This window comes from Amycolatopsis sp. NPDC104587 (genome assembly GCF_055583645.1).
The window spans coordinates 48897-67998 of record NZ_JBVJNO010000004.1 but is presented as its reverse complement, the minus strand read 5'-3'; the positions used below and the strand labels follow the sequence as shown (position 1 = coordinate 67998).

18 protein-coding genes and 1 pseudogene are annotated in these 19102 nt (G+C 72.7%); 16 read left to right on the top strand and 3 right to left on the bottom strand.

Features of this window, described 5'->3' with window-relative positions:
- The first annotated feature begins 8 nt into the window (after positions 1–8).
- Positions 9–839: a TIGR03621 family F420-dependent LLM class oxidoreductase gene (locus tag ACZ61C_RS12110; RefSeq protein WP_465305768.1), complete on the top strand. Its 831-nt coding sequence runs from the start codon at positions 9–11 to the stop codon at positions 837–839.
- A 3-nt stretch (positions 840–842) separates the two neighbouring features.
- Here the strand turns inward: ACZ61C_RS12110 and ACZ61C_RS12105 are convergent, their stop codons facing one another.
- Positions 843–1691, bottom strand: a complete 849-nt coding sequence (locus ACZ61C_RS12105) for an alpha/beta hydrolase fold domain-containing protein (RefSeq protein WP_465305766.1) — start codon at positions 1689–1691, stop codon at positions 843–845.
- A 230-nt stretch (positions 1692–1921) separates the two neighbouring features.
- Here ACZ61C_RS12105 and ACZ61C_RS12100 point away from each other — a divergent pair, with 230 nt between their 5' ends.
- From ACZ61C_RS12100 to ACZ61C_RS12045, 12 genes are all read left to right on the top strand, one after another.
- Positions 1922–2926: a LacI family DNA-binding transcriptional regulator gene (locus tag ACZ61C_RS12100; RefSeq protein WP_465305765.1), complete on the top strand. Its 1005-nt coding sequence runs from the start codon at positions 1922–1924 to the stop codon at positions 2924–2926.
- A complete protein-coding gene (locus tag ACZ61C_RS12095) occupies positions 2923–3864 on the top strand; it encodes a carbohydrate ABC transporter permease (RefSeq protein WP_465305763.1) in 942 nt (313 codons plus the stop codon). Before ACZ61C_RS12100 ends, ACZ61C_RS12095 begins: the two co-directional genes overlap by 4 nt.
- Entirely contained in the window at positions 3864–4691 is an 828-nt protein-coding gene (locus ACZ61C_RS12090) for a carbohydrate ABC transporter permease (RefSeq protein WP_465305761.1), read from the top strand. Before ACZ61C_RS12095 ends, ACZ61C_RS12090 begins: the two co-directional genes overlap by 1 nt.
- 38 nt (positions 4692–4729) lie before the next feature.
- Positions 4730–6007 (top strand): ABC transporter substrate-binding protein, encoded by a 1278-nt coding sequence (locus ACZ61C_RS12085; RefSeq protein ID WP_465305759.1) that lies wholly within the window; start codon positions 4730–4732, stop codon positions 6005–6007.
- A gap of 13 nt (positions 6008–6020) precedes the next feature.
- Positions 6021–7175: an ADP-ribosylglycohydrolase family protein gene (locus ACZ61C_RS12080; RefSeq protein WP_465305757.1), complete on the top strand. Its 1155-nt coding sequence runs from the start codon at positions 6021–6023 to the stop codon at positions 7173–7175.
- Positions 7172–8461: an ADP-ribosylglycohydrolase family protein gene (locus ACZ61C_RS12075; protein WP_465305755.1), complete on the top strand. Its 1290-nt coding sequence runs from the start codon at positions 7172–7174 to the stop codon at positions 8459–8461. Before ACZ61C_RS12080 ends, ACZ61C_RS12075 begins: the two co-directional genes overlap by 4 nt.
- Positions 8458–9345: a ribokinase gene (locus ACZ61C_RS12070; RefSeq protein WP_465305753.1), complete on the top strand. Its 888-nt coding sequence runs from the start codon at positions 8458–8460 to the stop codon at positions 9343–9345. The genes ACZ61C_RS12075 and ACZ61C_RS12070 overlap by 4 nt, the downstream gene beginning before the upstream one ends.
- A complete protein-coding gene (locus ACZ61C_RS12065; RefSeq protein ID WP_465305751.1) occupies positions 9342–11189 on the top strand; it encodes a formylglycine-generating enzyme family protein in 1848 nt (615 codons plus the stop codon). The genes ACZ61C_RS12070 and ACZ61C_RS12065 overlap by 4 nt, the downstream gene beginning before the upstream one ends.
- The gene (locus tag ACZ61C_RS12060) at positions 11186–12394 is read left to right on the top strand and encodes a CaiB/BaiF CoA transferase family protein (protein WP_465305749.1); all 1209 of its coding nucleotides are present in this window, start codon (positions 11186–11188) and stop codon (positions 12392–12394) included. The genes ACZ61C_RS12065 and ACZ61C_RS12060 overlap by 4 nt, the downstream gene beginning before the upstream one ends.
- Positions 12391–13206: an HpcH/HpaI aldolase/citrate lyase family protein gene (locus tag ACZ61C_RS12055; protein ID WP_465305747.1), complete on the top strand. Its 816-nt coding sequence runs from the start codon at positions 12391–12393 to the stop codon at positions 13204–13206. Before ACZ61C_RS12060 ends, ACZ61C_RS12055 begins: the two co-directional genes overlap by 4 nt.
- Positions 13207–13253: 47 nt before the next feature.
- On the top strand, positions 13254–14480 hold the full coding sequence (locus ACZ61C_RS12050) for a hypothetical protein (RefSeq protein WP_465305745.1): 1227 nt from the start codon (positions 13254–13256) through the stop codon (positions 14478–14480).
- 348 nt (positions 14481–14828) lie between these two features.
- Positions 14829–14993 carry a hypothetical protein gene (locus tag ACZ61C_RS12045; protein ID WP_465305743.1) on the top strand — a complete coding sequence of 55 codons (165 nt, stop codon included), beginning with the start codon at positions 14829–14831 and terminating at the stop codon, positions 14991–14993.
- Here ACZ61C_RS12045 and ACZ61C_RS12040 read toward each other — a convergent pair whose 3' ends face one another.
- On the bottom strand, positions 14994–15194 hold the full coding sequence (locus ACZ61C_RS12040) for a hypothetical protein (protein WP_465305741.1): 201 nt from the start codon (positions 15192–15194) through the stop codon (positions 14994–14996).
- Between the two features lie 21 nt (positions 15195–15215).
- Complete coding sequence (locus ACZ61C_RS12035) at positions 15216–15644, bottom strand: DUF6010 family protein (protein ID WP_465305739.1); 429 nt, start codon at positions 15642–15644, stop codon at positions 15216–15218.
- Between the two features lie 133 nt (positions 15645–15777).
- Here ACZ61C_RS12035 and ACZ61C_RS12030 point away from each other — a divergent pair, with 133 nt between their 5' ends.
- From ACZ61C_RS12030 to ACZ61C_RS12020, 3 genes and pseudogenes are all read left to right on the top strand, one after another.
- Entirely contained in the window at positions 15778–16419 is a 642-nt protein-coding gene (locus ACZ61C_RS12030; RefSeq protein ID WP_465305737.1) for a TetR/AcrR family transcriptional regulator, read from the top strand.
- Positions 16420–16501: 82 nt separating this feature from the next.
- Positions 16502–17983: pseudogene (locus ACZ61C_RS12025) on the top strand (amidohydrolase family protein); the annotation flags it as partial.
- Positions 17980–19101 carry a M20 family metallopeptidase gene (locus ACZ61C_RS12020; protein ID WP_465305735.1) on the top strand — a complete coding sequence of 374 codons (1122 nt, stop codon included), beginning with the start codon at positions 17980–17982 and terminating at the stop codon, positions 19099–19101. The pseudogene ACZ61C_RS12025 and the gene ACZ61C_RS12020, both read left to right, overlap by 4 nt.
- The last annotated feature ends 1 nt before the right edge of the window (position 19102 follow it).

Below are 19102 nucleotides of genomic sequence, written 5' to 3'. Positions count from 1 at the left end.
CTGTACCCATGAGTGACCGCCCGTTCCGCTTCGGTGTCAGCCTGTTCAACGTCGAGTCCCGGCAGGAGTGGCAAGACCGCGCGCGTGCGGTCGAAGACGCCGGGTTCGACGTGCTCCAGGTCGTCGACCACCTCGTCGGCTGCCCCGCGCCGTTCCCGGCCCTGGTGGCCGCGGCCATGGCGACGACGCGCCTGCGGGTCGGCACCTACGTGCTCAACACCGGTGTCCTCAACCCCGGCTACCTGGCCCGGGACGTCGCCGACATCCACCGCCTGACCGACGGCCGTTTTGAGCTGGGGCTGGGCGCGGGGTACCTGGAAGCCGAGTACGAGGCGGCGGGCGTGCCGTTCGGCACCGGCGCCGAGCGGGTTCAGCGCCTCGAACGGACCCTCGCCGGCACGCTGGCGCTGCTGGCCGAGCAGCCCGACAAGCCCATCCCGCCGATCATGGTCGGCGGCGCGGGCGACCGCGTGCTGCGGCTGGCCGGGCGCGAGGCCGACATCGTCAGCCTCCCGCCCGAGACGAGCGGCTCGGAGGAGCTGCTCGCCGGGCGGATCGAGGTGGTGCGCGAGGCCGCCGGCGACCGCGACGTCGAGCTCAACCTGCTCTTGGTCGCGGCGGCCCGGAACCGCGACGAGCTCGCCCTCGGCAGGGTCCGCGGCGCGACCGGCGTGACGGACGACGAGCAGGCGACCCGGCTGCCCTGCGTCCTGCTCGGCTCGCCGGACGAGGCGGCGGATCGGCTGCGGCAGCTTCGGGACCGGTTCGGGATCAGCTACTTCAGCGTCTTCGAGCCGGACATGCCCTACTTCGCCGAGGTGATCGGGCGGCTGCGCTGACCTTCAGCCGAGGTGGGTGCGGAGGAACGCGATCCCGTCGCCGGTGACCTGCTGCAGCTTCCGCTCGCCGTAGAAGTGGCCGGTGCCGTCGAGCCGGATCAGGTCGGCGTCCGCGCCGGCGCGCCAGTACGCCGCCACCAGCGCTTCGCTGTGGGCGATGGGGATCCCGACGTCGTCGGTGCCGTGCACCAGCAGCAGCGGCGCCGAGCCCGCCGACGCGTGGAAGAGCGGGCTCGCCGTCGTGCCGGGCCGCCAGTCGTGCGGGTCGTGGCCGCTGTTGTGCAGCGCGAACCCCTCCGGCGGCGGCGGGATGTGCGTGAAGTCGGTCGGCGCGCTCCACACGATCGCCGCGCCCACGGAGCTGGACGGTCCGGTGATGCCGAGGTCGCCGTCGAAATCGGGCTCGTCCGCCGTGACCGCGAGCATCGCGGACAGGTACCCGCCCGCCGAATGACCCCAGGCGGCGACGCGCCCGGCGTCGAGCGCCAGCTCGTCCGCGTGGTGCCGCACCCACCGGACGGCGGCCTTCACGTCGTGGAGCTGCGCGGGAAAAGGAGCTTCGCGCCCGTGCCGGTACTGCGCCCGCGCGACGGCGAACCCGGCCGCCACCAGCCGGTCCGTCACCTGGTCGCCCAGCCGGCTGTGCTTGTGGGAGCCGGCCGCCGGCGCGCCGCCGTAGAGGAACACCACGACGGGATGGCCCTCGGCGGGCGCCGGCCCGGCCGGCACGACGAGGTCGAGCAGCAGCGGCCGGTAGCCGGCGAGGGGCGCCACGAGCGCGTCGCGATAGGACACCCGCGTCCCGGTCCGCTCGGCCCGGGGGAGGGTGAAGGGGGCACGGGAGGCGAGCACGTCACCACTATCGGCACCCGGGGCGGCGAGGGTCGAGCCGTATCAGGATGCGGGAGGTTGTGCGCCCCTTGCGCGGTTTGGGCGTGACCGCCCAGGCGCGCACCGCGGGCGTGTTGACACGACCGCCGAACGGGTGTCAGTATCAGGATTAATCCGATTGGAAACGTTTCCAGTTCCGGCTTCCGAAGTTGGAAACGTTTCCAGAACGTACTCCCGAGGTTGAGGCGACGATGACGTCAACACGCGCCACGCTGCTGCAGGTGGCCGATCGGGCCGGGGTCTCCCTGGCTTCGACCTCGCGCGCGCTGCACGGGACCGGCGCCAGCCCCGCGATGGTCGAGCGGGTCCGCGCCGCCGCCGCCGAGCTCGGCTACAGCGCGGACGCGATCGGCCGGTCGCTGCGGCTGAAGAAGACCTTCCAGGTCGCCTTCGCGGTCGCCGACATCGGCAACCCCGTCTACGTCGAGATGATGCGGGCCATCCACGAGGTCCTCGAACCGCACGGCTACCGGGTCGTCGTGATGAGCACCGGCGACACCGCGACGTCGACGACCGAGCTGGTCCGCAGCCTCAACAGCGGGTTCGTCGACGGCATGATCGTCAGCCCGCTGCGCACCGACGACCGGCTGATCCGTGAGATCCAGCAGGCGCCGGTGCCGGTCGTGGTGATCGGGCGGGCGCTGGACGAGCAGGGCATCAGCTCGGTCTCCACCGACTCGGCGGGCGGGATCGGCGAGGCGGTCCGCCACCTGCACTCGATCGGCCGTCGCCGGATCGGGTTCCTCAACGGCCCGGTCGACACCACGCCGGGCGCGTCGCGGCAGCGGGGTTTCGACGCCGTGGCGGCCGAAATCGCCGCCGAGCGCGTCGACAAGGAGACCGCCGCCGACTTCACGGTCACCGCGGGGCTCGAAGCGGCCCGGCGGCTGCTCGCCCGCGGCCGGCTGGACGCGCTCGTCGCGGCGAACGACCTGCTCGCCATCGCGGCCATCCGGGCGGTGCGCGAGCTCGGGCTGTCCGTGCCGGAAGACGTCGCGATCACCGGGATGGACGACACCGAGCTCGGCCGGGTCTTCCAGCCCAGCCTGACGAGTGTGTCCCTCGGCTCGACCGAACGCGGGCGCGCGGCGGCGCGGATCATGCTGCAGCTCGCCGACGACCCGGACCACGAGGCCCAGCAGGTCACCGTCGGCCCGGAGCTGATGGTGCGCGAGTCGACCGGAGGCGCCCGATGACCGCGACCCTGACGCGCCCGTCGCCCGCGCCGCCGCGGCGGAAGCCGGCCATGGCCCGCACCCGCCGCCGCGAGGCGATCGCGCTCGTGTTGCCGTCGCTGATCCCGATCCTCGTGCTGAGCGTCGCGCCACTGGTCGTCGGGATCTTCCTGGCCTTCACCGACGCGCGCCTGGTGCGCCACCCCGACTACGGCTTCGCGGGCGTCGACAACTTCACCAAGCTCGCCGGCAACACCCTGTTCTGGGACTCGCTGCGGATCGGCATGATCTGGACCGTCGGCGTCACCCTGCTCCAGCTCGCCGCCGCGATGGGCCTGGCCCTGCTGCTCGACTCGGGCCTCAGACTGCAAGGCCTGACGCGGGTGCTCGCCCTGGTGCCGTGGGCGATGCCGCCGGTCGTCGTGGCGATCATGTGGCAGATGATCTACTCGGCCAACGGCGGCCCGCTCAACGCCTTCCTCGGCGGGGTCGGCCTCCCGGACGACGTCAACTGGCTCGGCGACTTCTCCACGGCGCTGCCCGCGGTGATCGTCGTCGGGGTCTGGGTCGGCATGCCGCAGACGACGGTGACGCTGCTGGCCGGCCTGCAGCAGATCCCGGCCGAGCTGCACGAAGCCGCGGCCGTCGACGGCGCGGGCGCGTGGCGGCGGTTCACCGCGGTCACCTGGCCGAGCCTGCGCCCGATCGTCACCTCGATCACCTCGCTGAACTTCATCTGGAACTTCAACTCGTTCTCGCTGGTCTACGTGCTCACCGCGGGCGGGCCGGGCGGCAAGACGATGGTCCCGGTGCTGTTCATCTACCTCGAAGCCTTCAAGAACCGGGAGATCGGCTACGCCGCCGCGATGGGGCTGGTCCTCGTGGTGGTGGTCGTCCTCATCCTCGCCGTCTACCTGCGGTCGCAGTTCCGCGACGACCGCGCCGGAAAGGGGCGCTGATGCGGGTCCTCGTCCGCCCGGCCCAGTACGCGGCCCTCGCGCTCTACATCCTCTTCCTCGGCTTTCCGTTGCTGTGGCTCATCTCCGCGTCGGTGAAGTCCTCGGGTGAGCTGAACTCGCTGACGGTCAGCCTGCTGCCGAGCGAATGGCACTGGGACAACTACACCGAGGCCTTCGAGAAGCAGGGCCTGGTCCGGTCCGCGGCCAACAGCCTGGTCGTCGCGCTCGCGTCGACCGCGCTGTCGGTTCTCATCGCCGTGCCCGCCGCCTACGTGCTCGCGCGGCTCAAGGGCCGGGTGCGCGCCGCCGGCGTCGGCTGGATCCTGGTCAGCCAGGTGTTCCCGGTGGTGCTGATCATCCTGCCGCTGTTCCTGATCCTGCGGACGCTCGGGCTGGCCGACAACCTGGCCGGGCTGACCCTGGTGCACACGACGTACATGCTGCCGTTCGCGCTCTGGATGCTGCAGGGGTACGTCGCGGCGATCCCGGTGGAGCTCGAGGAAGCGGGCGCGATGGACGGCGCGAGCCGGCTCACCGTGCTGCGCACGATCGTGTTCCCGCTGCTGGCGCCCGGGGTGGTCGCGACGGCGATGTTCAGCTTCGTCTCGTCGTGGAACGAGTTCTTCTTCGCCCTGGTGCTGCTGCAGTCGCCGGAGAACTACACCCTGCCCATCACGCTCAACATGTTCGTCGGCGGCGAGGGCAAGGTCGCCCTCGGCCCGCTCGCCGCGGGCGCCGCGCTCGCGGCCATCCCCAGCATCGTCTTCTTCAGCATCCTGCGGAGAAAGCTCACCAGCGGCCTGATGGCCGGGGCGGTGAAGGGATGACCCTCCTTCCCCCGAAGAAAAGTCCGAAAGGTCGGTCGATGAAGACACGACGTTTGCTCGCAGCCACCGCACTGACGGTCACCGGCCTGCTGCTCGCCGCGTGCGGCAGCGGGAGCGGCGACAGCGGGGACGGCCCCGTCACCCTCACCTTCCAGTCCCTGTCCGACCAGCCCGCCGCGATCGCGGCGACGCAGAAGATCGTCGGGGACTGGAACAAGGCCCACCCGGACACGCAGGTCAAGATCGTCCAGGCGGGCTGGGACGGCGTCTACGACAAGCTGATCACCCAGTTCAACGCGGGCACCGCGCCGGACATCGTGCACTACGAGGCCGCGGGCATCGCGCCGTTCGCCACCGACGGCTACCTCGCGGACCTCACGCAGTACCTGCCGGAGCAGAAGCGCAGCGACATCCCCAAGGGGGTGCTCGACTCGGTGACCGTCGACGGCAAGGTGATCGCCGCCCCGACCGAGCTGCAGTCCTATGTGGTCTTCGCGAACAAGACCCAGCTGCAGCAGGCCGGCGTCACGGTCCCGACCGGCGCCACGATGAGCTGGGACCAGCTGCGTCAGATCGCCAAGGCGACCACCAAGGACGGCAGGTTCGGCCTCGGCTGGGGCCTGTCGAGCCCGACGGCGGCGTTCGTCGCGCTGGCGCCCGGGTTCGGCGGCAAGTACTTCGAGGGCACGGGGGACAAGGCGAACCTGAGCGTCGGCCAGGGCGAGCAGGCGCTGCCGCAGCTCGTGGACGCCATGGCGCACCAGGACAAGTCGATCCTGCCGGTCACGCTGACGCAGTCGGGCACCAAGGCGCTCGCGCCGTTCTACGCCGGTCAGGTCGCCATGACCGTCCAGGGTTCCTACCAGGCGGCCAACATCGCGAAGGACGCGCCGCAGGGCTTCGACTGGGTCGTGCTGCCGCCGCTGGCCGGCTCGGCCGGGCCCGCGCAGGCGGCCAACCCGCAGACCCTCTCGGTGAACAAGGACTCGGCGCACGTCAAGGAGGCCGCGGAGTTCGTGGACTTCTTCACCGGCACCGAAAACCTCGCCGCGATCAACGAGGCCGACGCGCTGATCCCGCCGACGACGTCCGCGCGGCAGGCGCTGACGGCCAAGCTCGGCGCGAAGAACGGCTGGAACGCGATCCTCGCGTCGGGGGAGTACCTGACCTCGGCGCCCTACCTGTTCGCCGGCAAGTACGCGCAGTGGAAGGACACCGTCGCGACCCCGGCGTACCAGCAGTTCCTCGGGCAGAAGATCGACGCGGCCGGCCTGGCCAAGCAGCTGGAAGACGGCTGGAAGAGCGTCAGCAAGTGACAGGAGCGGATTCTTGACCTGGCTGGAAGACCGGGCCGTCGCGGTGATCACCGGCGCGGCCGTCGGGGACGCCCTCGGTGGCGCCACCGAAGGGTGGACGCCCGAGCAGATCGAAGAGCGGCACGGCGGCCGGGTGACCGGCATCGTCGGGCCGTGGTACGCCGACTGGCGCGACGCCCGCCCGATCGCGCCGTACCACAAGGGCGACGGGCACGTCACCGACGACACCCTCATGACGCGCGCGCTCGTCGAGGTCTACGCGAAGCGCCGTGAGCACCTCGACGCGTACGCGATGGCCGAAGACCTGGTGCCGCTGATGATCGGCGAGCCGCGCTGGGTGCCGGAGCTGGAGTCGACGGCGTTGCTGCTGCAGCGGGTGTTCCTCGCGGAGAAGTGGATCGTCGCCCGACTCCACTATGGACACGTCGACCCGCGGGAAGCGGGTGTGGGCAACGTGGTCAACTGCGGTGCGGCGATGTACGTGGCCCCGGTGGGCGTGGTGAACGCGGGTGACCCGCGGGCCGCGTACGCCGAGGCGATCGACCTGACCGCCGCGCACCAGTCGAGCTACGGCCGGGAGGCGGCGGGGGTGCTGGCCGCGATGGTGGCGGCCGCGGTCGCGCCGGGCGCGTCGCTCGACGACGTCGTCGCGGCGGCGCTGGAGGTCGCCCACGACGGGACCGCGGCGGCGCTGCGGGCCGTCGTCGCGGAGTTCGGTGGCCGGGCCGTCCCCCCGGCCACCGACACCGAAGAACGGGAGCTGGCCGCGCTCGTCCGGGAGACGGTCGCGCCGTTCGACTCGGTGGGACCGCACTACCGGCAGATGTCCCTCGACGCGCGGCGGCCGTCGCGGACGAAGTCCATCGAGGAGCTGCCCGCCGCGCTGGCGTTCGTGCTCGCGCACCGGGGCGACTTCCGCGGGGCGGTGCTCGCCGCCGTGAACTACGGCCGTGACGCCGACTCGATCGCCGTCATGGCGGCGGCGGTCTGCGCCGGGCTCGGCGGGACCGCCGTCGTGCCGAAGGACTGGGTGGACGACGTCGGCGACGCCAGCCGGATGGACCTGCGGGAGACCGGGCACCTGCTGGCCTCGGCGGCAGCCGACATCCTGCGGGCCGACCGGAAGCGCGCGCAGGCGCGTGCCGCGTTCCTCGAGGAGACGGCGTGAGGCTGACCTGGGCCCAGCCCGAGGACCTGCTCCCGCACGAGCTGGTGCAGTCCCGGGCGGAGGGCAAGGACGTCACCGCGGCGCGGGACCGGTGGGTCGCCGCCGGCGGTGACCCCACACCGGCGGTGAGCGGCGCGGGCCCGGCGCGTCCCGAGCTGCGGGCGCTGGCGCGGGAGCTGCTCGACGAGCTTTCCGTGGTTTCCGCCGAGCCGCCGTGGGACGAGCTGGAGCTGCCGGTCGCGCCTTCGCTGCCGCGTGGCTCCCGTGACCGCGAGCTCGGGGCGTGGACCGGCCGGGCGGCCGGGTGCCTGCTCGGCAAGCCGGTGGAGAAGATCCCGCGCGACGGCATCGAGGAGATCCTCCGCGCGACCGGCCGCTGGCCGCTTTCGGGCTGGTTCACGGCGGTGGGTCTGCCCGCCGAGGTGGCCGCGCGGTGGCCGTGGAACCGGCGCTCGGCCCCGACGTCGCTCGAGGAGAACATCGCCGGGATGCCCGAGGACGACGACCTCAACTATCCGATGCTCGCACTGTCCCTGGTGGAGTCCCAAGGCCGGGACTTCACGACCGGCGACGTCGCGCAGCTGTGGCTGGACAACCTCCCGGCGGGCCGGGTGTTCACCGCGGAGCGGGCGGCGTACCGGAACCTGCTGGACGCGCGTCCGGACACCGCGACTTTTCACAACCCGTTCCGGGAGTGGATCGGCGCGCTGATCCGCGCGGACGTGTTCGGCTGGATCTGCCCCGGCGACGTCCGCTCGGCGGCGCGGCTGGCGTGGACGGACGCCCGGTTGAGCCACACGCGCAACGGCGTGTACGGCGCGATGTGGGCGGCGGGCCTCGCTTCGGCGGCGATGGTGTGCGACACGGTGGACGAGGTGCTCGACGCGGCGGCGTCGGTGATCCCGTCGGGCAGCGCGCTGGCTTCGGCCGTCGAGCTGGGACGGGACGCGGCGGTTTCGGGTGATGTCCGAAGTGGACTCGACCGGCTGCACGCGGCTTACGGCGAGCTGCATTGGGTGCACGTGCTCAACAACGCCGCGGTGGTCGCCTACGCGCTGGCCAAGGGCGCGGGGGAGTTCGGGCCGAGTATCGCGATCGCGGTGACGGCGGGCTGGGACACCGACTCCGCGGCCGCGACGGTCGGCGGCGTGGTGGGTGCGTTGAGCGGGGTGGACGAGTACTGGGCGAAGCCGCTGGACGGCCGGATCGCGACGTCGCTGCCGGGAGGGGAGCGGCGGATCGAGGATCTGGCGGCCCGCACGGCGGCGCTGGCGGAGGTGTCATGACCGGCAAGGTTGTGGTTGTCGGGTCGGCGAACGTCGACCTGGTCGTCGACGCTCCTCGGCCGCCCCAGGCCGGGGAGACCGTCCTCGGTGGCCGGCTCCGGCGCAGTCCCGGTGGCAAAGGCGCGAACCAGGCCGTCGCCGCCGCGTGGGCCGGGGGTGCCGACACCACCTTCGTCGGCGCGCTCGGGGAAGACGAAGCCGCCGACCTCATCCTCGTCTCGCTCGGTGGGGCCGGCGTCCGGACCGATCTGATCGAACGGGCCGACGCGCCCACCGGGACCGCGTTCATCACCGTCTCCCCGGACGGCGAGAACGCCATCGTGGTCGCCCCCGGGGCGAACGACCACGTCCGCATCGGCGCGGCGCAAGCCGAACGGATCGCCGAAGCCGACGTCGTCCTGGCCCAGCTGGAGATCCCGCTCGACGTAGTGGCCGCGGCCGCCGCGGCGCGGCGGCCGAACGCGCTCCTGATCCTCAACGCCGCGCCGTCCCGGGAGCTGCCGGACGAGCTGTGGGCGGCCGTGGACCTGCTCGTGGTCAACGAGCACGAAGCCGCCGACCTCGCCGGTGAGCCCGAAGCGCTGCTCAAACGCGTCCCCGCCGTGGTCGTCACCCTCGGCGGCGAAGGCTGTGTGGTGCTCCGCCAGGACCACGAACCGGTGCGGGTGCCCGGGATCCGCGTCGACGCCGTCGACACCACCGGCGCCGGCGACACGTTCTGCGGGGTGCTCGCGGCCGCGCTGGCGCAGGGCCGCGACCTGCCCGAGGCCGCGCGGCTGGCGTCGGCCGCCGGCGCGCTGGCCGTCACCCGGCCCGGGGCCCAGGAGGCCGTGCCCACCGCCGTCGAGGTCGCCGCGCTGGCGGTCGGAGGAAAACCACGATGACCTTCACGTTCGACCCGCTCGTCCCGCGGCCGATCGACCGGCCTACCGAAGTGCGCGGCCCGCTGTCCGATTTGGACGAAGCCAAGATCTTCGCCGCGCCCGCCGATCCCGCCGATCGGCCCGCGTGGCGGGAGAAGCTGCACGCGTGGCGCGAAGACGCCCGGAAGCGGCACGCCTACACTGGCGCGGCCTACGAGCGTCCCGGCGGGGCGTGGGCCGCGACCTGCCACACCGTCGCCCAAGTCTGGCTGTGGGACGAGCTGCTCTACTCGTTCGAGGAGCGCAAGTTCACCCCCGGGCGGTTCCTCGCCGACGCGCAGGAGCGTTTCGGCGGGCTCGACGCCGTGGTGCTCTGGCACGCCTACCCGGTGATCGGCCTCGACGACCGCAACCAGTGGGACTTCTACCGCGACGTCCCCGGCCTGACCGAGCTGGTCGCCACGTTGCACGAGAACGGGTTGCACGTCTTCGTCGACTACAACCCCTGGGACGTCGGCACCCGCCGCGGCGGCGACGACCTCACCGAACTCGCGTCCCTGGTCGCCGACCTCCAGGCCGACGGCGTCTTCCTCGACACGCTCAAGAAGGCCGAACCGGACTTCGTCGAGCGCCTGGAAGCCGCCCGGCCGGGCATCGTGCTCGAAGGCGAGTCCAAGCTGGCGGTCGAGCGGATCGAGGACCACGCGGCGTCGTGGGCCCAGTTCTTCGCCGATTCGCCCGTGCCCGGAGTCCTGCGGGCGCACTGGTACGAGCGGCGGCACATGCAGCACCACGTCCGCCGCTGGCACCGCGACCACACCGAAGAGCTGCAGTCCGCGTGGCTCAACGGCGTGGGGGTCATGGTGTGGGAGGTCGTCTTCGGGGTGTGGGTCGGCTGGTCACCCCGGGACGCCGCCACCGTGCGCCGGATGGTCGCCGTCCAGCGTGCCGCCGAGGACCTGCTGCTCGACGGCGACTGGACACCGCTCGCCGAGCTGCCGTCCGAAGCGGAGACGGCCGGGGTCTACGCGTCGAAGTGGGAACTCGACGACAAGGTCCTCTGGACGTTCGTCAACCGCGGTGACACCGACTACCACGGGCCGTTGCCCGGCATCGACCTCCTGGGCGGCGTACCGGCGCGGGGGATCGGCGCCACCGCGGAAGGGTGGCGGCCCGACCTCCCGGCGCTGCCCCACGACCCGGACGCCGGCTTCCCGCACCGGGTCGCGACCCGAGTGAGTCCACAAAGGACCACCGGAACACCCGAGCCGGACGCCGTTGTCGTCCCGGCCGGGCCGTACGTGCTGACCGTGCGGTACCGCGCCCGCGAAACCGGGATGTACCAGGGGGCGCCCTATGTGGACGAATGGAAGCCGCTCCCGCCGCGCCTGCACGACGCCCGCACGCTGCAGCGCGAGGGTGAGCTGGCCACGGCCGTCGCGGTCGGCGTCACCGAAGTGACCAACGCGCAGTACGCGGAGTTCCTGGCCGCCACCGGTCGGGAGCCGAGGCAGCCGGGAGCCCCGGACGAGCCGGTGACCCACGTCGACCTCGACGACGCCCGCGCGTACTGCACCTGGCGCGGCGGCCGGCTGCCGACCGAAGACGAATGGCAGCTGGCGGGGGAGCGGCTCCGCCGCGGCACCCCGGCCGTGTGGAACTGGACCGAAAGTGAGCACTCCGACGGCCGGACCCGGTTCGTGATGCTCAAGGGCGGCAGCGACTACCGGGCCGAAGGCTCCGAATGGTACGTCGAAGGCGGCCGCCACGAACCGGACTACACCGTGAAGCTCCTGCTCCCGGGCTTCGGCCTCGCGCGCAGTGCGACCGTCGGCTTCCGGTGCGCCTGGGAGGTGACGGCGTGACGGTCTCCCGTGATCCCGCCGCCGGGGCGCTGGCCGGTCTGCGGGTCGTCGACGCGTCCACGCTCTTCGCCGGTCCGATGGCCGCGATGCACCTGGGTGACATGGGCGCCGAGGTGATCAAGGTCGAGCACCCGCGCAAGCCCGACCCGTCACGCACGCACGGCGCCGCGAAGGACGGTGTCAACCTGTGGTGGAAGACGCTCGGCCGCAACAAGCGCACGGTGACCGCCGACCTCGGCAGCGAAGGCGGCCGGGAGGTCTTCCTCGCGCTGGCCGCCACGGCCGACGTCGTCATCGAGAACTTCCGTCCCGGCACCCTGGAACGCTGGCGGCTCGGGTACGACGAGCTGGCGGACTGGAACCCGCGGCTCGTGCTCGCGCGGGTCACCGGCTTCGGGCAGCTCGGTCCTTACCGGACCCGGCCCGGCTTCGGGACGCTCGCCGAGGCGATGAGCGGGTTCGCGGCGACCACCGGGGAGCCGGACGGCCCGCCGACGCTGCCGCCGTTCGGGCTCGCCGACGGCGTCGCGTCGCTGGCCACGGCGTACGCGGTCATGGTCGCCCTCGCATCGCGCGAGCAGACCGGACGCGGGCAGGTGGTCGACACCGCGATCATCGAGCCGATGCTCGCCATGCTCGGCCCGCAGATCACGCGCTGGGACCAGCTGCGGACCGTGCAGCCGCGCACCGGCAACCGGTCGACGAACAACGCGCCCCGCAACACCTACCGCACCGCCGACGGGCAGTGGGTCGCGGTGTCGACGTCGGCCCAGTCGATCGCCGAGCGGGTCGTCCGCATGGTCGGGCGGCCGGACCTGGCCGACGAGCCGTGGTTCGCCAGCGGGGCCGACCGCGCCCGGCACGCCGACGAGCTCGACGAAGCCGTCGGCAAGTGGATCGGCCGGCGCACGCGCGACGAGGTCGTCGCCGCGTTCGAGGCGGCGCAGGCGGCGGTCGCGCCGATCTACGACGCCGCCGACATCGTGGCGGACCCGCAGTTCCGCGCGCTCGGCACGATCCACGAGATCGACGACCCCGAGCTGGGGCCGATGCTCATGCAGGGCCCGCTGTTCCGGCTCTCGGGCCACGACGGGGTCATCGGCTTCACCGGACGTCCGCACGGCGCCGACACCGACGCGGTACTGGGCGAGCTGGGGTTCTCGCCGGAGCGGGTGGCCGAGCTGCGGGACCGGGGTGCGGTGTGAGCCCGCCGCTGACTTTCCTCTACGCGCCGGCCGACCGTCCGGACCGGGTGCGCAAGGCGCTGGCGTCCGAGGCGGACGTCGTGCTCGTCGACCTCGAGGACGCGGTCGCCCCGGCGCGCAAGGACGAAGCCCGGGCGAACGTGCCGGAGCTGCTCGCCTCGCCGGCGCGGCCGGTGCAGGTGCGGGTCAACCACCCCAGCACGCCGTGGCACGAAGCCGACCTGGCCGCGGTCACGCGCTTGCCGCTCGACGTGGGCGTGCGGCTGCCGAAGGTCGAGTCGCCCGAGGAGGTCCTGGCGATCGCAGCCGCGGTGCCGGGCCGGGCGCTGCACCCGCTGATCGAGTCGGCGCTGGGCGTCGAACGGGCGCTGGCGATCGCGACGGCGTCCCCGCGGATCGCGTCGATCGGGCTCGGCGAGGCGGACCTGCGCTCGGATCTGGGCGTGGCCGACGACGCCGGGCTGACCTGGGCGCGCAGCCGGGTGATCGTCGCGGCCCGGGCGGCGCGGCTGTCGCCGCCCGCGATGTCGGCGTACGCGAACGTCCGTGACCTCGACGGGCTGGCGGCGTCCTGCCGGGCGGGCCGGGCGCTCGGGTTCCGCGGCCGCACGGCGATCCACCCGGTCCAGCTGGCGACGATCCGCGCGGCGTTCCTGCCGACCCCGCAAGAGGTTTCCCGGGCGCGCGAAGTCATCGAACGGGTCGCGGGCGCGACGGCCGCCGGGGTCGGCGCGATCGCCCTCGCCGACGGGACCTTCCTCGACGTCGCCATGGTCGAACAGGCGCGGACGGTGCTGTCGCTGGCCGACTAGTACGATCGTTGTACGGATTTTGGACCCGAGTCCGGCGTAATGCCGCCATGCGAACTCCGAAAGTCCTCCTCCTCGCGCTGGCCGTGGTCGCCGGCGCGCTGGCGCTGCCCGGGACGGCGAGCGCCGCCTACAGCGACCCGCTGACCACGACGGCCAAGCAGAACCTCGTCTGGCACGCGACACCGGCCGCCGCGCTGACCGCCCTGGACAACGCGCTGCCGAACGTCAGCCTCAACACCGTGGTCAACGACCCCAGCTACGCGATGACCGGCTGCACGAGCGCCGAGAAGGCCGCCCTGCCCAAGGCGCCGGTGGCGACGAAGTCGTTGTGCTGGGACGCCGAACGCGCGGGCAGCACCACCTGGGTCCCGCAGGGCATCACGACCTCCGGTGACGCCGACGACGACGGGATGTGGGGCGCGGACAAGATCATCCTGTCCGGCTGGCACGGCACCGACGCGCTCGGCCGTTACAACGACGCCCGGATCCAGGTGGTCAACTACAACGACCCCGCCTCGGCCGCCCACCGGATGATGTACCTGGCCGTGCCGAACAGCACCGGCAGCAGCTTCTCCGGCGCGCAGGCGCACATGGGCGGGATGGCCTGGTACGGCGACAAGATCTACGTCACCGCCGTCGGCAACACCTCGACCGCGATCCGGGTCTTCAGCACCAAGCACATCCTGCAGCTGACCGACACGACGTCGAACACGATCGGCAAGACGGCCGGCGGGTACGCGGCGTGGACCTACAAGTACGCGATGATGCAGGTCGGCTACTACAGCTACGCGGGCGGCACCTGCAGCATGGCCTCCGACACCGGGGTGCCGTGCTTCTCCTCGATCTCCCTGGACCGCAGCACGACCCCGGCCGGCCTCGTGACGACGGAGTACTTCTCCGACCAGAGTCTCCACGGCCGCCTCTACCGCTACCCGATGGGCACGGACTACCTGCTGACCGGGACCGCGACCGAGGCGTTGCGCAGCTCCGTGGGCAACATGCAGGGCGTGCTGTCCCACAACGGCAAGTGGTATGTCGCGCACAGCTCGGCGACGCTCAACGGCCAGCTCTGGGCCCAGACGACCGCGGCGAGCACGTCGGCGACCTGCGGGTCCACGGCGGCCTGCTGGGCGGTCCACCCGGAGGCGCTCACCTACGACTGGTCGACCGGGCTGGTGTGGTCGCAGTCGGAGTGGTCGACGGCCGACTGCAAGGCGCAGGGCCAGACGTGCGGGCGGGCGGTGTTCGCGGTGCCGCTGTCCGCACTGGGCTAGCCGCTGAACAGGGACGTGCCGAGCGCCGTGCTCAGGTAGCGGACGCCGAGAGCGCGGCCAGGTCAGTGGGGGCAGGAAACCGCGTTGCCGAGCGAACACGCACCGTGACGAAACGGCGGTTTCCGGCCGCCGGACCAGCGTGATGCAGAAAACCCGCAAGGTTTGCACACGACCCTGCGGTGACGCTGTGCCGCGTCACGTCACAGGGGAGGCAACAATGCGCAGGACGATCCGGACCTGGGTTCCGCTCGTCACGCTGCTCGCGTCGGCCGTGGTGCCGGGAGGGCGGTCCGCGTCCGAAGAGGCGCCGCCGGACCCCTCGCGGGGGCCCGGGTCGTCCCCGCGGGGATGAGCCGGGCCGGCGGCCCGCAGTTCCGGGCCGCCCCGGTTTCGGTGGTGGTCATCCGCGCGGCGAAGGTGTTCGCGGCGACCGGCGAGGTGCGGCACACGATCCGGCACTCGCGCCGCGAGTTCGTGATCATGGTCCCGGTGCGGGGAGCGTCCGCCGGGTAGCTACGCGCCCGGGTGGCCGCACCGGTAGACGTTCGCGGCCGCCAGGGTCACGCACGCCGGGCAGGTGTTCACCCGCTGGTCGCGGCGGCCCCAGTAGGAGTGCCGCGCCCCGCACAGGGCGGTGAGCACCTCACCCGGCTGCGGGTCGGGGTGGCATCGCGGGCAGAAGGCGTGCGCGGCGCGTTCGACGTCTGCGCTCATGGTGGCTCCTCGGGTCGGCGCTCACCGGGGTACCCGCGGTTCCGGCGCGCCAACCCGCCGGAACCGCGAGCGCAGCTCCGCCGTGACCGAGCGGCCGCCGGTGAAGCACCAGATCGCGATGACGGGGTCGCAGATCGCGCAGCCGAACGACGAGTCGTGGGCGAACGGCAGGATCGGCTGGCCCTTCAGGTGGTGCACGACGTCCCAGCCGGTGTGCAGGAGCCAGCCGATGCCGATGAAGGTCCACGAGTCGAGCCCGCGGAAGCCGAGGTAGGCCATGACGGCGCAGAACACGACCTCCCACGGCCCGAGCGCGCCGCCGGAGAGGTAGGCGGCGCCCGCGCCGGCGACGACCACCGCGTTGAGCTTTCGCCGGTGCGGTTCGGCGACGAGGGAGTTCAGCAGGACGTAGAGCAGGCCGATCAGGATCGGCGCCAGGATGGCGATCATGGGCTCCGACGGTAGGAACCGCGGCCGGGACCGGCCAGTGGCTGTCCGGCCAGGGTCCACCGGATTCCCGCCACCGCGGACGGCTCCCCTAAGGTGAGGCCCGGTAAACGACCAGGCTGACCAGGTGGTTCGGATGAACGTCAAGGCGGACCGCGCGAGTGCCACGCGGGAAAGCATCCTCGTGACGGCGGAGCGGCTCTTCGCCGAGCACGGGGTGCACGCGGTGTCCAACCGGCACATCAGCGAGGCCGCGGGGCAGGGCAACAACGCCGCGGTGAACTACCACTTCGGCACGAAGGTCGACCTGGTCCGCGCGATCGTCCGCAAGCACTCCGAGCGGATCGAACGGCTGCGCGCCGGCCTCGTCGAGGCGATCGAGGGGGACGGGGACCTGCGCGACTGGGTGGCCTGCCTGGTCCGCCCGAGCACGACGTACCTGCGTGAGCTGGGCGCGCCGACGTGGTTCGCCCGCTTCAGCGCCCAGGTGATGACCGACCCGGCGTTGCGGGAGATCATCGCGGAGGAGTCGCTGTCGTCACCGGCGCTGTCCCGCGCGGTCGAGGGGCTCGACCGGTGTCTCGACGGCCTCCCGGCGGATGTCCGGGCGGAGCGCGGTGACATGGCCCGCCAGCTGATGATCCACATGACGGCGGAGCGCGAGCGGGCGCTGGCCGAGGGCATGGCGACTCCCCGGGCGAGCTGGGACGAGGCGGGTTCGGGGCTGATCGACGCGATCACCGGCCTGCTGCTGGCCCCGGTGACCCCGGCTTCCTGAGCCCGGGTTCGTCCGCGCGGATCAATCCCGCCGCCGCGGTTCGTCGGCGCGCACGAACGGCGCCGCCCGGAATCCTCCTAACGTCAGCCCGATGCGGACACTCTTGCGGGGCGGCCGGGTCGTGGACCCCGGGAGCGGCTTCGACGGCATCGCCGACGTCCTCCTGAACGACGACCGGGTCGAAGCCGTGGGCCCGGATCTCGAAGCGCCGGACGCCACCGTCGTCGACGTCACCGGGCTCGTGGTCGGGCCGGGCTTCGTCGACCTCCACAGCCACGTGCACTCCATCGCCGGGCAGCGGCTGCAGGCCATGGACGGCGTCACCACCGCCCTCGACCTCGAAGCCGGGCTGATGCCCGTCGAGCGGGCCTACGCCGAGGCCGCCGCGGCCGGGCGGCCGCTGCACTACGGCTTCTCCGCCTCCTGGGGCGCCGCCCGCGCCCAGGTCCTCGCGGACATCGCGCCCGACGCGAGCATCGCCAGCGGGCTGGCCGTGCTGGGAAACCCGCGGTGGCAACGCAGTTCCAGCAAGACCGAGCTCGCCGCGTGGCTCTCGCTGCTCGAAGCCGAGCTCGCGGACGGCGCCCTGGGCATCGGCATCCTCATGGGTTACGCGCCCGCGACCGAACCGGGGGAGTTCCTCGCCGTCGCGCACCTCGCCGCGAAGGCCGGCGTGCCCACCTACACCCACGTCCGCGAGCTGGTCGAGGTCGACCCGGCCATCCCGGTCGACGGCTCGGTGGAGGTCGTCGCGGCCGCCGGGGAGACCGGCGCCGCGATGCACCACTGCCACGTCAACAGCACGTCCGGGCAGCACATCGACCGTGTGCTCGCCACCCTCGAAACCGCCCGCGGCGAAGGCTCCCGCGTCACCGTCGAGGCCTACCCGTACGGCGCGGGCAGCACCGCGGTCGGCGCCGCGTTCATCGACCCGGAACGCCTGCGGATGAAGGGGCTCAAGCCGTCCAGCGTGGTCATCCTGGAGACCGGCGAGCGCGTCCGCGACGAAGCCCGTCTCCGTCAGCTGCGCCGGGAAGACCCGGGGGCGCCGTGCCTGCTGGAGTTCCTCGACGAAACCGATCCCCGCGAACGCGGCCTGCTGCACCAGGCTCTCGCGTTCCCCGACGCCGTGGTCGCCAGCGACGCGATGCCGGTGTTCTGGCCGGACGGCCGTTCCGAAAGCCCCGAGTGGCCGTTGCCGCCGCGCGGCACGACGCACCCGCGGACCGCGGGCACCTTCACCAAGACCCTGCGGCTGATGGTCCGCGAAACCGGCGCCTGGAGCTGGCTCGAAGCGTTCCGCCGCTGCTCCTCCCTGCCGTCCCGGATCCTCGACGACGTCGCGCCCGCGGCCCGCGGCAAGGGCCATCTCGGCGCCGGTGCCGACGCGGACATCCTCGTCCTCGACCCGGAGACGGTCACCGACACCGCCACGTACGCCGACCCGACGCGGCCCTCGGCCGGGGTCCGGCACCTGTTCGTCGCGGGAGTTCCCGTGGTGAGTGAAGGAAAACTCGACACCGAGGCGCTGCCCGGTCGGCCGCTGCGAGGTGAGCCGCGGTGATCGGCGACATCGAGACGCTCGTCCGCTGCGAATCGCCGTCGGACGACCACGAAGCCGTCGCACGCAGTGCCGAAGTGGTCGCCGGGGTCGGCCGGCGTCTGCTGGGCGCCGAACCCGACTTCCTCGTCACCGACGGCTGCACGCACCTGCGCTGGCGGTTCGGCGAAGGCCCGCCGCGGGTCCTGCTGCTCGGCCACCACGACACCGTGTGGCCGCTGGGTTCCCTGCGCACTCACCCGTTCGAGGTCCGGGACGGCGTCCTGCGCGGGCCCGGCTGCTTCGACATGAAAGCCGGTGTCGTGATGGCGCTGCACGCCGTCGCGGCGCTGCCCGACCGCGCCGGCGTGTCGATCCTGGTCACCGGGGACGAGGAGATCGGCTCACCGCTGTCCCGCCCGCTCATCGAGGAGGAGGCGCGAAGCTGCGACGCGGTCTTCGTGCTCGAAGCCTCGGCCGACGGCGGCGCGCTGAAGACACGCCGCAAAGGGGTTTCCCGGTACTGGATCGAGGTCGACGGCCGCGCCGCGCACGCCGGTCTCGAGCCGGAAAAGGGGATCAACGCCGGGATCGAGGTCGCCCACCAGCTCCTCGCGGTGGCCGCGCTCGCCGACCCCGGCCGCGGGACCACCGTCGTGCCGACCGCGCTGACGGCCGGGACGACGACCAACACCGTCCCGGCCGCCGCCAGTGTCGCCGTCGACGCGCGCGTGTGGGACACCGCCGAACAGGACCGCGTCGACCGCGCCGTGCGGAGCCTCGAACCGGTGCTGGCCGGCGCGCGGATCCGCATCACCGGCGGCATCAACCGGCCGCCCCTGGACAGGAAGGCGTCGGGAGACCTGTTCAAGCTCGCGCAGGAGCTCGCCGGCGGCCCGCTCGCCGAGGCCGCGGTCGGCGGCGCGTCGGACGGCAACTTCACGGCGGGACTGGGGATTCCGACGCTCGACGGCCTCGGCGCGGTCGGCGGCGGAGCCCACGCCGACGACGAGCACGTCCTCGTCGCGGAGCTGCCCGCGCGCACCGCGTTGCTCACCGCGCTCACCAAAACGGTGCTGGCGCAGCGGAGTTCGTCCGCGCCGACGAACGCGCCGGGTGAATCCGTTGCGGGACAACGGTGAC

Excerpts from the sequence above, each read along its gene's own strand:
- ACZ61C_RS12110 (WP_465305768.1), top strand. The coding sequence starts at position 9 with ATGAGTGACCGCCCGTTCCGCTTCGGTGTCAGCCTGTTCAACGTCGAG.
- ACZ61C_RS12100 (WP_465305765.1), top strand. The coding sequence starts at position 1,922 with ATGACGTCAACACGCGCCACGCTGCTGCAGGTGGCCGATCGGGCCGGG.
- ACZ61C_RS12095 (WP_465305763.1), top strand. The coding sequence starts at position 2,923 with ATGACCGCGACCCTGACGCGCCCGTCGCCCGCGCCGCCGCGGCGGAAG.
- ACZ61C_RS12090 (WP_465305761.1), top strand. The coding sequence starts at position 3,864 with ATGCGGGTCCTCGTCCGCCCGGCCCAGTACGCGGCCCTCGCGCTCTAC.
- ACZ61C_RS12085 (WP_465305759.1), top strand. The coding sequence starts at position 4,730 with ATGAAGACACGACGTTTGCTCGCAGCCACCGCACTGACGGTCACCGGC.
- ACZ61C_RS12070 (WP_465305753.1), top strand. The coding sequence starts at position 8,458 with ATGACCGGCAAGGTTGTGGTTGTCGGGTCGGCGAACGTCGACCTGGTC.
- ACZ61C_RS12065 (WP_465305751.1), top strand. The coding sequence starts at position 9,342 with ATGACCTTCACGTTCGACCCGCTCGTCCCGCGGCCGATCGACCGGCCT.
- ACZ61C_RS12050 (WP_465305745.1), top strand. The coding sequence starts at position 13,254 with ATGCGAACTCCGAAAGTCCTCCTCCTCGCGCTGGCCGTGGTCGCCGGC.
- ACZ61C_RS12045 (WP_465305743.1), top strand. The coding sequence starts at position 14,829 with ATGAGCCGGGCCGGCGGCCCGCAGTTCCGGGCCGCCCCGGTTTCGGTG.
- ACZ61C_RS12040 (WP_465305741.1), bottom strand. The coding sequence starts at position 15,194 with ATGAGCGCAGACGTCGAACGCGCCGCGCACGCCTTCTGCCCGCGATGC.
- ACZ61C_RS12035 (WP_465305739.1), bottom strand. The coding sequence starts at position 15,644 with ATGATCGCCATCCTGGCGCCGATCCTGATCGGCCTGCTCTACGTCCTG.
- ACZ61C_RS12030 (WP_465305737.1), top strand. The coding sequence starts at position 15,778 with ATGAACGTCAAGGCGGACCGCGCGAGTGCCACGCGGGAAAGCATCCTC.